Genomic DNA, 12,433 nt, shown 5'->3' with positions numbered 1-12,433 from the left:
GCTGCCTTATTCGACCCGGATCTCTTCCTTGACCTTCTGAACGAAGTGAGGCGCCTTGCCCCCCTTGCTCAGCTCTTCAGATCGCTTGAGCGCCTCGTCTTTTTGGTCAAACTCAAAAACGGCAACCCGTTTCAAGTTCTGACTGAAGACGCCCCAATAAAGTCGCAAGCGAACATCGGCGGCTGCCTTTTTGGTTTTTCGGCTGGACGCTTTCTTCCGCTTGGCCTCAGCGGCCAACTTTTCAGCGGCTTCTGCTTCGGCAGCTTTTTCCTGACGGCTGATGACCTTTCGAGCCATAAATCAAAGCTGTGGGGGTTGGAGGGTGGACAATCAAAAAATCAGTGGACGAACCGCGAAGCGTATCCATTCGCAGGCGTTTTGTCACGGGGCTAGGCTGTAAAGCTGCAAGCAATGTTCAAAATTGCCAAAAAGGATCGCTGTTCCCCTGCGACAAAGTCGGCTACGCTTGGCTTTGTGGACGACAGACCCGACACGGCTATCATTAGCTTTCTAGGTTCGGTCGCACGAATCTCAAATAATAAAACAGCAAGAGGTTGAGCATGCAGGTGAACGTTTCCGCCCGGCACGGGGCATTGCAACCCGGCGACCAAGCTTTGGTCGAAGAAAAGGCCCTCAAACTGCGACGTCTTTACGATCGAGTGAATGCGATCGACGTCACCATCGACCTCGAAAACCTCGACAAACCCCATGTCGAATTTCGGATTTCTGTCGAGCATTCGGATGATTTGATCGCGCACGCGGAGGCGACCACCGTCATCGCTGCCTTGGACGCAGCCATCCCGAAAGCTGAACAGCAATTGCGAAAGTTGAAAGAGAAGAAGACCGAACATCGCGCCACCGCCCACAAACACATCGAAAGCGTCGACACCAACGAGGAATGAGCCCTCGGCCCGTCCTCGTTGCGAATCCGTGCCGGCATTACAGCTAAACGCTTCCATTCATTCGCATTTCAGACAATTTGTTCCATGAAGTTCTCCGACTTTGTAAAAACCGGTGCCATCCGCGCCGAATTGACCGCCACAACCAAAGAAGCGGTGATCGACGAACTGGTCCAATCGCTTCTCGATGCTGGCGAAATCTCCGCTGACCAGCGTGACGATATCGTCGCTGCCATCATGAAGCGGGAAGAGCTCGGCAGCACCGGCATCGGCCGTGGCGTCGCCGTCCCTCACACCAAACACCCCAGCGTTCAACAACTCGTTGGCACCGTGGGCGTCAGTGAGCAAGGCGTTGATTTCGATTCGCTCGACGGCGAACGCGTTCAACTGTTCTTCCTCTTGATCAGCCCGCCCGAACGCCCCGGCGATCACCTGCGTGCTCTCGAGAACATTTCTCGCCAATTGCGAGATGAATCGTTCTGCCGCTTTCTCAAACAGAGCAAGACCCCAGACGACATCCAACAATTGCTGCAAGAAGCCGACGACAACCAGTTTGCCGCCGGTTGAACGTTTTCCTGCTGAACCAATCCTTCAACATGAACGAACACCGAGGCAACAGCTCACGGCCAGTTCCACTCTGGGGTGGCCCTGTGCTTGATGTCCCTGTTCGCACTGTTGATTCCACTGTCACCCGCCCCGCGGTGATCGCATGAGTGCCCCCCTACACGAGCGTTCTGTTCGTGTCCTCAATCGCCAAGGTTTGCATGCCCGCCCAGCGGATTTGCTGGTTCGCTGCGCATCGGAGTTCCAATCTCAGATCTTCCTTCAAAAGGGTTCTGAAAAGGTGGACTGCCGAAGCATCCTGTCTCTGTTGACACTCGGAGCCACCGAGGGGACTGACCTCACGGTTTCCGCCCAAGGACAAGACGCCGAACAAGCCCTTGAAGCCGTCGCTCGATTGTTCGATCTCGGCTTCCACGAACTCGATGAGACCACTGGTTCACCTGCCTGCTCGGCCGGTGGCACCAGCGATTCTCCTGACCAATCACCCTCGTAGAGAGATCCAAATGTCGTTTTTCCCGATCCTTTTTTCCCATTGCCCGGTGGTGCCGGTTCGCGTTTAAGCAGCTTTTCACCCAACCATCGAAGAAACATCCGGCACGAAGCGTCCCGCCGAAACCGCTCATCATCCGCCCATCCTCGGCGCTCATGATGTTCCGTTTCGACACAGCCTCCTCCCGCCCCGCGAGCCCAACTCAGGAACCGCGGGGACCGTCGCGACCGGTGTGATTCACACGCTCCGCGAACCTCCTGGGTGGGCAAACCCCCACCGCCGGGAAATTCATGACAATCATTGGTTGGCAAGCCTGGTTTGTGCCCCGCACAAATCGACTGCTGAACGCACAAGAAGAAATCAATCGGATCGAGTTTTTCGGCATCGAAGCATGATGCTTGAATTGCAAGGCATTCCCGTTTCACCGGGTGTCGCCATCGGTCCAGCCCTGGTGCTGGACGCCGATGGATACCGCATCCCGCGTTGCATCGTCCCGGCGTCTGACGTCGAGGATGAGTTCGCGCGTCTGCACACGGCGGTCGACTTGGTCAGCGCCCACCTGGAACACAGCCGGCTTGAAACCACAGCCACCGCTGGGCGCTCCACCGGCGATATTTTCGCGGCTCAACTGCAGATGCTGCACGACCCGCGACTGCACTCCGAATTGCAACGTCGGATCGGTGAAGACCGGCAATCCGCGGCCTTTGCCGTCAGTGGTGTGCTGCACAACTACGCCTCCGCTCTACGCCGACTCGACAACCCGCTGCTGGCGGATCGCGCCCAAGACGTGCTGGACATCGAGCGTCAATTGCTGATGCAACTCGGGGCTGTCACTCGCCAACCGCTGTCGGACCTCAGCGAACCGGTCATCGTGCTCTCGCACATGCTGACGCCCAGCGAAACAGCCAACCTGGATCGCCGATACGTCAAAGGCTTCTGCACCGAAATCGGCGGCCCCGGTGGTCACACCGCGATCGTCGCCAAAGGGCTGGAAATCCCGGCCGTGGTTGGCATCGGGGACTTCTTGCACCAAATCGCCGGATCCAACTGCGTGATCGTCGACGGGGACCGCGGCAAACTGATCGTCGATCCCGACGACGACGTCCTGGAAAACTATCTGCAACGAGCCGAGTACCGTCGCTCACTCGCGGTGCGTTTGGCAGAACTCAGCCAACTGCCCGCCGAAACCACCGACGGTGTTCGCATTCAACTCAACGCGAACATCGAGTTCCCCCACGAAACCGCCGCCTGCATCGAGCGCGGCGCCGATGGAATTGGGCTGTATCGCACGGAATTCCTGTACCTGTCTTCCGACGACGAACCGTCTGAAGAAGATCACTACCAGGCCTATTCGGAAGTGGTCCAGAAGATGGACGGCCGCCCGGTGGTGATCCGGACGCTCGATCTGGGCGCCGACAAAATGGGCCGTGGCAACATGGCCCATCGCGAAAACAATCCATTCCTGGGACTCCGCAGCATCCGGCTGTCACTCCGCAACCTGGACGTGTTCCGGCCGCAACTCCGGGCCGTTCTGCGAGCCGCCATACACGGCGACGTTCGTGTGATGTTCCCCTTGATCACCACAATCAACGAACTTCGCCAGGCCCGCATGCTGCTGAACGTGGTCGCGGAAGACCTGCACGAATCCGGCCTCCCGTACCGCAGCGATTTGCCGGTCGGAATGATGGTCGAGGTCCCCGCCGCAGTGATGATGCTGGAACACTTCGCCAAAGAAGTGGACTTCTTCAGCATCGGCACCAACGACTTGGCTCAGTACACCTTGGCTGTCGACCGCAGCAACGAATACGTCGCCGACCTTTATCAATCGAGCGACCCGGCGGTGCTGCGACTGATCCAGCGGAGCATCGATGTGGCAGCTCAAAGCCAAACGCCAGTCAGCGTTTGCGGCGAAATGAGCAGCAACCCAGGCCGCGCGCTGCTGCTGTTGGGCATGGGCGTTCGCAACCTCAGCGTTCCGCCCTCGGCATTGCCTCGAGTGAAAAAGGTCATTCGCAACGTTTCGATCGAACAATGCCAAGCGATCGCGGAACGCGTGATGAAGCTAGAAGCAGCTCGCGATGTCGACCTGTATCTGCTGGATCGACTGGCCGACCTGGCTCCTGAATTGGTGATGCAATGAGAACACGGCCGTCTCGGCAATCGCCCAACCTGCATCCGCTGGATCAACTGCGGATTCGCTATCGCGTCCGCTTTGCAAAAACGGGCCTGTTGCGTTGGATCAGCCACCGCGACTTGGCGCTGCTGTTCGAACGTGTCGCACGACGAGTCGCCCTGCCCTTGTCGATGACAGAAGGTTTTCACCCCACGCCTCGAATCGCGTTCCCCTCGGCCCTGCCGCTGGGAATCGAGAGCCTCGACGAAGTGGCCGAAATCGATCTTTGCGAAGACCTCGAAGCGGACGAATTGCTACAACGATTGCGTGGTGATGAACAACCCGGCCTCACGATCCACTCCGTCGAGAAGATTCCCGATGGGGTAAAAAAGGCTCAGATCGCCGCGACCCTGTACACCGTGTCCTTGCCCGACGACTGGGACGAATCCAAACGCGACCAAGTCAATCAAAACATCGAGGCACTGCAACACCAAGAAACGGTCTCCGTCGAACGGAAAGGCAAGACGGTCACGGCGATCGTGAAGGAGCACTTGCCCACGATCGAACTGCAGGACAACCAACTGTTTGCTCGCATGGTCCTGGCTGACGGAGCGTCCCTGAAAATGCAGGACGTGCTCGATCTGTTGGACCTGAGCGACTGGCCCGAACGCGGCGCGACCATCGTTCGCACCGGCGTTGAACTCCAAGGGCCGAACCCGAATTAAACGCTCCTGACTCAGGAGCACCCACATACTTTCGTAACGTCGGCGTCCATGTGACCGTCCTTGTTGGCAATCACATCAAGCCGGCTTAACACAGAAGAAGAGGTGACTTAGATGAAACGTGAAATGCTGATCAACGTGCTTCAGCCCGAAGAAAGCCGTATTGCCGTGGTCGAGAACAATCGACTGGAAGAGCTGTACGTCGAGCGGAAGAGCGTTGAGAATTACTCCGGCAACATTTACCGCGGCAAGATCGTCAATCTCGAACCCAGCATCCAAGCGGCATTTGTCGACTTTGGCGTGGGCCGAAATGGCTTCTTGCACATCAGTGACATCGAGCCGCAATACTTCCGCCAAGGCGGTTACGATCCCGAAGAAATCATGCGGGAATCGGATGAAATGGCCGAAGCTGCCGCCCAACGCAACCGCGAATCGGGACGTGGCAGCACGCGAGTCTTCAAGGGTGGACGACCTCGCAACAAACCTCCCATCCAAGAAGTTTTCAAACGCGGCGATGAAGTCCTGGTGCAAGTCATCAAGGAAGGCATCGGCAACAAAGGCCCCACGCTCAGCACTTACATCTCGATCCCAGGTCGTTATCTCGTGCTCATGCCCGCGCTCTCGCGGGTTGGTGTCAGTCGCAAGATCGAAGACGAAGATGACCGCAAACGTTTGAAAAAATGCTTGCTGTCGCTCAGCCCACCCAAGGGCCTCGGCTTCATCGTCCGCACCGCCGGCGCCGGACGCAGCGAAGACGAACTGCAACGTGACATGGACTACCTGTTGCGTCTGTGGAAAGCAATCGTTCGCCGAGTCGAAAACACCACTGAACCGGGTGAGATCTACGAAGAAAGCGATTTGATCATTCGGACCATTCGCGACATCTACAGCGACGACATCGATCACATCCTGATCGATCAAAAAGAGTCCTACGAAAAGGCTCGCGACTTCCTGAAAATGGTCATGCCTCGCGTCGTCGATCGCCTGAAATACTACGACGGCCCCGGCCCCCTGTTCCACAAATACAACTTGGAAGAGGAGATCGTGAAGATCAACCAACGCCAGGTTGCTTTGCCCGACGGGGGTTCGATCGTGATCGACCCGACGGAAGCCTTGGTGGCAATCGACGTCAACAGCGGCAACTTCCGCGGCAACGCCTCGGCGGAAGAAAACGCCTTCCGACTGAACATCGCCGCGGCCAAAGAAATCGCTCGACAACTTCGCCTGCGTGACTTGGGCGGCGTGATCGTGAACGACTTCATCGACATGCGAAAAGAAAGCTATCGTCGCAAAGTCGAACGCGTCCTTCGCGATGCGATGGCCAACGACCGCGCCCGCACGAAAATCCTTCGAACCAGCCCGTTTGGCTTGATCGAAATGACTCGCCAGCGGATTCGCCCCAGCCTGAAACGGAGCATCTACAAAGACTGTCCTTGCTGCGAAGGCCGCGGATTGGTCAAGACTCCCGAGAGCATGTCGATCGAAGTCGTCCGCATGCTGGCACTGGCGGTCAAGAACAAACACATCGTTCGCGTCACCGTTCGCGTCAATGACGAAGTTTCCGCGTTCTTGAACAACAAGAAACGTCGCACCGTCAGCGAGATGGAAGAATCCGGTAACATGACCGTTCAAATCCTCGGAAGCGAAGGACTGTTCCCGGAACACCTGGAAGTGGATTGCCGTGACGAGCACGGCGAACGCGTCGAAATCGACTCCTGATCCCAATGACAATGGATGCCTCCACCACCCAATCACGAACTCGCTTTGTGATTGGGTTTTTGTCGCTGCTGGTGACCGTGTGCCTCTGCACGCCCCCGACGGCGACCGCTGATCCCCAGCCCAACATTTTGTTCATCCTGTGCGATGACCATCGCTTTGATTGCCTGGGCGCCGCGGGGCACCCGTTCTTGGAAACACCCCATCTCGATGCCATGGCTCACGATGGAGCCATGCTTCGTCGAGCGTACGTGACCACCTCGCTGTGCTCCCCCAGTCGCGCATCGATCTTGACGGGCCAGTACGCGCACAATCATCGCGTGGTCGACAACTACCACGCGGTCGACCCGAACCTGGTTTTCTTCCCTCAGACACTGCAGGCTGCCGGTTACCAAACCGCGTTCATCGGCAAGTGGCACATGGGCGGCGACATCGATGACCCGCAACGAGGTTTTGATCACTGGGTCTCTTTCCGAGGGCAAGGCACTTACTGGCCCGACGGTCACGGGACCACTCGCGAAGTCCCGCAAACCACTTACGACGGCTTCAACGTCAACGGCAAACGCGTTCCTCAACGCGGTTACATCACCGACGAATTGACGGACTACTCGCTGGACTGGCTCACAGACCGCGACCCTGACAAACCGTTCTTTTTGTACGTCAGCCACAAAGCCGTGCATGCGGACTTTGTTCCTGCCGACCGGCATCGCGGTCGCTATGACAACGAAGCGTTGCCGATCGAGATCCCGACCATCGAAGCGATGGCGGCGGGCAACAAACCCATGTGGGTTCGCAACCAACGCAACAGCCGCCATGGCGTTGACTTCGGATACAACTTGCCCGGATTCAGCCCCGAGGTTTACTACCGTCGCTATTGCGAATCGCTGTTGGCGGTGGACGACTCGGTTGGCCGACTTCGAGAATTCCTCAAACAACAACAGCTCGATCAGAACACCATCGTCGTCTACATGGGCGACAACGGATTCCAATTTGGAGACCACGGGCTGATCGACAAACGCACCGCGTATGAAGCCAGCGCCAAGGTTCCGTTGCTGGTTGTCGCCCCAGGCAAAGTCCCCGCGGGCGTCCCATTTGACGGTTTGGTTGGCAACATCGACATCGCCCCCACACTCCTGGAGGCTGCTCAGGCCCCCAAGCTAGAGAACATCAACGGACGCAGCGTCTGGCAAGCCCTCTGTTCCGGCGACGCCTCGTCCCTGAACGATCGCACGCTGCTTTACGAGTACTACTGGGAACGAAACTACCCGCACACACCGACGTTGCATGCGGTCATCGGAGGCCGTTTCAAGTACATCCGCTGCCACGGATTGTGGGACCGAGACGAACTCTACGACCTCGAGTCTGACCCAGCAGAAATGCAAAACTTAATCCATGATCCGAGGTATGCTGAACACGTCGAATCGTTGAACCAGCAACTTTGGAAACGGTTGAAAAACAGCACTGGCATGGAGATGCCTTTGCTGGAAGACCACGGTCCACGGTTCCCGCTTCGCGATGCGAACCAATCTCCCCAGGCCACTTTTCCGAAGCAATACTTTTCGGGTCAGTGACTCCCACCTCCATCCAGCCCCACCAAACATGAACGCTTCCCACCGTTGGCTGCTGGCGTTGCCAGCAATTTGCTTTGCTCTCCTGTTCCAGGATTCCACCTCCGCAGAAGATGCCCCCCTGAACGTCGTTGTCATCCTCAGTGACGACCAGGCTTGGACCGACTACTCGTTCATGGGACACCCCCAGATCGAGACACCCAACCTGGACCGTCTGGCCAAGGAAAGCCTGACATTCACCCGCGGGTATTCACCGGTCAGCCTGTGCCGTCCTTCGCTCGCCACCATCATCAGCGGTCTCTACCCGCACCAACATGGAATTGTTGGAAACGATCCACCATGGGCTGGCATGGAAGACGGCCAGCGTCGACCAGCGCACAACGATCCGGCTTACGTCAAAAACCGGATGGATTACCTGCAGCACGTGGACCAACTGGACTGCCACCCTGAACGACTTGCCCCCCATGGCTATCGCAGTCTGCAAACGGGCAAGTGGTGGGAAGGCAAACCATCTCGAGCAGGATTCACCGACGCGATGACCCATGGTGACTTCACCCGCAACGGTCGCCATGGCGACGAGGGACTGAAAGTTGGGCGAGAAGGAATGCAAGTCATCGATGACTTCCTGACTGACACGCAAGACAAGAAACAACCGTTCTATCTCTGGTACGCACCTTTCCTGCCACACACGCCGCACAATCCACCAGAGCGTTTGCTGGCCAAATACCGAGACCAAACCGACTCGCTGCCGATGGCCAAGTACTGGGCGATGTGCGAATGGTTTGACGAAACCTGCGGCGAACTGCTGGGTCTGCTCGACAAACATTCGCTCGCCGAAAACACGCTCGTCGTCTACGTCACCGACAACGGCTGGATCAACGAAACCGCCGCCAGTCGATATGCCCCACGCAGCAAACGCAGCCCCAACGAAGGCGGAACCCGCACCCCGATCATGTACCGCTTGCCCGGCGTGATCGAGCCCCGAATGGACACCACGCACCTGGCATCCACCATCGATGTGGTCCCAACGGTTCAGCACCTGCTTGGTTTCGAGGTTCCGCAAAACTTGCCCGGAATCAATGTTCTTGATCCCGATGAGCTGGAACTGCGCGACGCAATCTATGGAGAGATCTTCGAACACGACATCCAGTCCATGGACGATCCGGCAGCGAGTTTGCAATATCGCTGGGTCATCCAAGGCGATTACAAGTTGATCGATCCATCCAGTCGCATGACGGGTGAATCGCCCGAACTCTACAATGTGGTGAAGGATCCGCACGAGAACCAAAACTTGGCGGATCAAAAGCCCGAGACGGTTGAAGCCCTGCAGTCCTTGCTGGACGAATGGTATTCACCGGACTCAGCATGATCTTCGATTCGCCATCGCGGGAACGACGAGTGAAGTAGCGGAAGTCGTCAAGACTTTCGGGAAATCACTGTGAAGGCCGTCATTCCCGACGAATTCCACTCCTCCCTCAATCTAAAAAGTCGAATTCGATGAAAGTTGGCAGCGGTGGTGGCTTCCGGGCAATTTGGTACACGTTCAAGAAAGGACGTGAGACCGGAAGCATTTGGAAGCTCTACAAAGCCATGCGGACTCGAAACTCTTGCAAGACCTGTGCGGTCGGCATGGGGGGTCAAAAAGGCGGGATGGTCAATGAAACGGGCTCTTTCCCCGAAGTCTGCAAAAAGAGCTTGCAGGCCATGGTCGCGGACATGCAACCCGGAATTGAACCGCCATTCTGGAAAAGGACTTCGGTCGAACAACTCGCGGCCATGACACCCCGCGAACTGGAACATCTCGGCCGCTTGATCCATCCGGTTCGCTACCGGCAAGGGGACTCGCACTACGAGACGATCACCTGGGAAGAAGCCTTCGACACCATCGCTGGCAAACTGGCATCGCTGTCGCCCGAAGAAACGTTTTGGTACTTCAGCGGTCGCAGCAGCAACGAAGCGGGTTTCCTGTTGCAGTTGCTCGCTCGCGTGTATGGCACCAACAACGTCAACAATTGCAGCTTCTATTGTCACCAAGCCAGCGGCGTCGGGCTGCAGTCCAGCATCGGCAGCGGAACGGCAACGATCCAACTCGAAGACCTGGAGAAATCCGACTGCGTCTTCTTGATCGGCGGCAACCCAGCCAGCAATCACCCGCGGCTGATGACCAGCCTGATGCACGTCCGCCGTCGCGGTGGGAAAGTCATCGTCATCAACCCGGTCGAAGAAACAGGTCTGGTCAAATTCCGAATCCCCAGCGATCCGATCTCGTTGCTCAAAGGCACCAAGGTCGCGACGCACTACATCAAACCACACATCGGTGGCGACCTGGCGTTGCTGTGGGGCATCGCGAAATCACTGCAAGAAACCAACCAAATCGACCTGCCGTTCCTGCAGAAACACTGCCGCGGCCACGAGGAATACCTCGCTGCTCTGCAGACGTTTGAGTGGGAAGAACTCGAACGCAAATCAGGCATCGATCGATCCGAAATGGAATCGATCGCGGCGGTGTACGCCAAGAGCGAACGCGCCGTGTTCTCGTGGACCATGGGAATCACCCACCACGCTCACGGCGTTGAAAATGTCCAAGCGATCGCCAACCTTGCGATGGTTCGCGGCATGCTTGGACGCCCAGGCAGTGGCCTGATGCCGATTCGCGGGCACAGCAATGTGCAAGGCATCGGCAGCGTCGGCGTCACGCCAAAACTCAAACAACAAATCTTTGACGCATTGCAAGCACACTTCGGCGTCGAACTTCCCACGACCGAAGGCCTCGACACCCTCGCCTGCATGGAAGACGCCGCAACAGGCAAAATCAAAGCCGGCTTCTGCTTGGGCGGCAACCTGTTCGGCTCCAACCCCGACGCAACCTTCGCAGACAAAGCCCTTTCGAATCTCGACCTCAACGTGATGATGAACACCACGATGAACACGGGACACGCTCACGGATTGGCCAAAGAAACCATCATCTTGCCCGTCCTCGCACGGGACGAAGAACCTGAACCGACCACGCAAGAATCGATGTTCAACTTCGTCAGGCTGAGCGACGGCGGGCCTCGCCGATTGCCAGGACCGCGGAGCGAAGTCGAGGTCATCGCGACGCTCGGCGAGCGTCTGCTCCCCGACGCCAAAGGCATCGATTGGAAACAGATGCATCACACCTCCACGATCCGAGATTGGATCGGCCGCGTTGTGCCCGGCTACGAAAAAATCGGCTCGATCGACCAAACCAAAGAGGAGTTCCAGATCGACGGACGCACGTTCTACGAGCCCCAATTTGGCACCGAAGACGGGCGGGCGGTACTGCATTGCCACTCGATCCCCCATCTCAAAGGCACCGCTGAAAACGAATTGCGTCTGATGACGGTCCGCAGCGAAGGTCAGTTCAACACCGTCGTCTATGAAGAAGAAGACCTTTATCGCAACCAAGATCGCCGGGACATCATCCTCATGAACCCGGATGACCTCCAACGACTCGGGCTGACGCACGATCAACGCGTGACAGTCAAGAACGAGATTGGATCGATGCCCGGCATCCTGGCTCGTGGCTACGAAAAGATTCGTGCCGGGAACGCATTGATGTATTACCCCGAGTCGAATGTTTTGGTCGCACGCTACGCCGACCCGCAAAGCAAAACGCCCGCTTTCAAAGGCGTGGTCGTCCGCGTTGCGCCAGAGTGATCGCGCGTCCACACACCAGCCCAGAGCACAACGACAGCCGAAAAAGCCACGAAGTGGCGGCAGGTTTTAGCCGTTGGCGTCAGCCAATGGACAACGCAGCAAACCATTTCCCCAAGTCCCGAAAGGGACGACAGGTCGCACAACCCAAATCCGCTCCTGTCACCCCTGCGGGGTTTGCCGGATGCCCGTGATTTCGCTTCCACAGGCTGACGCCTGTGGCGACATCCTGTCACCGCTCCGCGGTTGCACCTCCACACACCAGCCCCAGAGCGACGACAGCCGAAAAAGCCACGAAGTGGCGGCAGGTTTTAGCCATTGGCGCCAGCCAATGGACAACGCAGCAAACCATTTCCCCAAGTCCCGAAAGGGACGACAGGTCGCACAACCCAAATCCGCTCCTGTCACCCCTGCGGGGTTTGCCGGATGCCCGTGATTTCGCTTCCACAGGCTGACGCCTGTGGCGACATCCTGTCACCGCTCCGCGGTTGCACCTCCACACACCAGCCCCAGAGCGACGACAGCCGAAAAAGCCACGAAGTGGCGGCAGGTTCTAGCCATTGGCGCCAGCCAATGGACAACGCAGCAAACCATTTCCCCAAGTCCCGAAAGGGACGACAGGTCGCACAACCCAAATCCGCTCCTGTCACCCCTGCGGGGTTTGCCGAATGCCCGTGATTTCGTTT

10 protein-coding genes are annotated in these 12,433 nt (G+C 57.6%); 9 read left to right on the top strand and 1 reads right to left on the bottom strand.

The window, feature by feature from the left end; all coding sequences use genetic code 11:
* Window positions 1-6: 6 nt before the first annotated feature.
* Complete coding sequence (locus PSR62_RS06540; protein WP_047815833.1) at window positions 7-297, bottom strand: hypothetical protein; 291 nt, start codon at window positions 295-297, stop codon at window positions 7-9.
* Window positions 298-560: 263 nt separating this feature from the next.
* Between PSR62_RS06540 and hpf the strand changes: the two genes are divergently transcribed.
* The 9 genes from hpf to PSR62_RS06495 all read left to right on the top strand — a co-directional run bounded on the left by hpf (window position 561) and on the right by PSR62_RS06495 (window position 11,750).
* On the top strand, window positions 561-902 hold the full coding sequence (gene hpf / locus PSR62_RS06535; RefSeq protein ID WP_047815834.1) for a ribosome hibernation-promoting factor, HPF/YfiA family: 342 nt from the start codon (window positions 561-563) through the stop codon (window positions 900-902).
* 84 nt (window positions 903-986) lie between these two features.
* Complete coding sequence (locus PSR62_RS06530; protein WP_047815835.1) at window positions 987-1,466, top strand: PTS sugar transporter subunit IIA; 480 nt, start codon at window positions 987-989, stop codon at window positions 1,464-1,466.
* A 142-nt stretch (window positions 1,467-1,608) separates the two neighbouring features.
* Complete coding sequence (locus PSR62_RS06525; RefSeq protein WP_047815836.1) at window positions 1,609-1,956, top strand: HPr family phosphocarrier protein; 348 nt, start codon at window positions 1,609-1,611, stop codon at window positions 1,954-1,956.
* A 391-nt stretch (window positions 1,957-2,347) separates the two neighbouring features.
* The gene (ptsP, locus tag PSR62_RS06520; RefSeq protein ID WP_274408175.1) at window positions 2,348-4,093 is read left to right on the top strand and encodes a phosphoenolpyruvate--protein phosphotransferase; all 1,746 of its coding nucleotides are present in this window, start codon (window positions 2,348-2,350) and stop codon (window positions 4,091-4,093) included.
* Complete coding sequence (locus PSR62_RS06515) at window positions 4,090-4,791, top strand: TIGR03936 family radical SAM-associated protein (RefSeq protein WP_274407003.1); 702 nt, start codon at window positions 4,090-4,092, stop codon at window positions 4,789-4,791. Before ptsP ends, PSR62_RS06515 begins: the two co-directional genes overlap by 4 nt.
* A gap of 111 nt (window positions 4,792-4,902) precedes the next feature.
* On the top strand, window positions 4,903-6,507 hold the full coding sequence (locus tag PSR62_RS06510; protein WP_047815838.1) for an Rne/Rng family ribonuclease: 1,605 nt from the start codon (window positions 4,903-4,905) through the stop codon (window positions 6,505-6,507).
* Window positions 6,508-6,512: 5 nt separating this feature from the next.
* Entirely contained in the window at window positions 6,513-8,075 is a 1,563-nt protein-coding gene (locus tag PSR62_RS06505) for a sulfatase family protein (protein WP_274407000.1), read from the top strand.
* Window positions 8,076-8,103: 28 nt separating this feature from the next.
* Window positions 8,104-9,441 carry a sulfatase family protein gene (locus PSR62_RS06500; protein ID WP_274406999.1) on the top strand — a complete coding sequence of 446 codons (1,338 nt, stop codon included), beginning with the start codon at window positions 8,104-8,106 and terminating at the stop codon, window positions 9,439-9,441.
* A 128-nt stretch (window positions 9,442-9,569) separates the two neighbouring features.
* Window positions 9,570-11,750, top strand: a complete 2,181-nt coding sequence (locus tag PSR62_RS06495; protein WP_274406998.1) for an FdhF/YdeP family oxidoreductase — start codon at window positions 9,570-9,572, stop codon at window positions 11,748-11,750.
* Window positions 11,751-12,433 lie beyond the last annotated feature (683 nt).

The sequence above is a fragment of the Rhodopirellula sp. P2 genome (assembly GCF_028768465.1).
GTDB lineage: Bacteria > Planctomycetota > Planctomycetia > Pirellulales > Pirellulaceae > Rhodopirellula.
The sequence above is the reverse complement of the archived record's forward strand: the minus strand, read 5'-3'. Positions and strand labels throughout refer to the sequence as shown.

What these genes read in the sequence shown, in the direction of transcription:
- PSR62_RS06505 (WP_274407000.1), top strand. Translation starts at nt 6,513, where the DNA reads ATGACAATGGATGCCTCCACCACCCAATCACGAACTCGCTTTGTGATT.
- ptsP (WP_274408175.1), top strand. Translation starts at nt 2,348, where the DNA reads ATGCTTGAATTGCAAGGCATTCCCGTTTCACCGGGTGTCGCCATCGGT.
- hpf (WP_047815834.1), top strand. Translation starts at nt 561, where the DNA reads ATGCAGGTGAACGTTTCCGCCCGGCACGGGGCATTGCAACCCGGCGAC.
- PSR62_RS06515 (WP_274407003.1), top strand. Translation starts at nt 4,090, where the DNA reads ATGAGAACACGGCCGTCTCGGCAATCGCCCAACCTGCATCCGCTGGAT.
- PSR62_RS06510 (WP_047815838.1), top strand. Translation starts at nt 4,903, where the DNA reads ATGAAACGTGAAATGCTGATCAACGTGCTTCAGCCCGAAGAAAGCCGT.
- PSR62_RS06525 (WP_047815836.1), top strand. Translation starts at nt 1,609, where the DNA reads ATGAGTGCCCCCCTACACGAGCGTTCTGTTCGTGTCCTCAATCGCCAA.
- PSR62_RS06500 (WP_274406999.1), top strand. Translation starts at nt 8,104, where the DNA reads ATGAACGCTTCCCACCGTTGGCTGCTGGCGTTGCCAGCAATTTGCTTT.
- PSR62_RS06530 (WP_047815835.1), top strand. Translation starts at nt 987, where the DNA reads ATGAAGTTCTCCGACTTTGTAAAAACCGGTGCCATCCGCGCCGAATTG.
- PSR62_RS06495 (WP_274406998.1), top strand. Translation starts at nt 9,570, where the DNA reads ATGAAAGTTGGCAGCGGTGGTGGCTTCCGGGCAATTTGGTACACGTTC.
- PSR62_RS06540 (WP_047815833.1), bottom strand. Translation starts at nt 297, where the DNA reads ATGGCTCGAAAGGTCATCAGCCGTCAGGAAAAAGCTGCCGAAGCAGAA.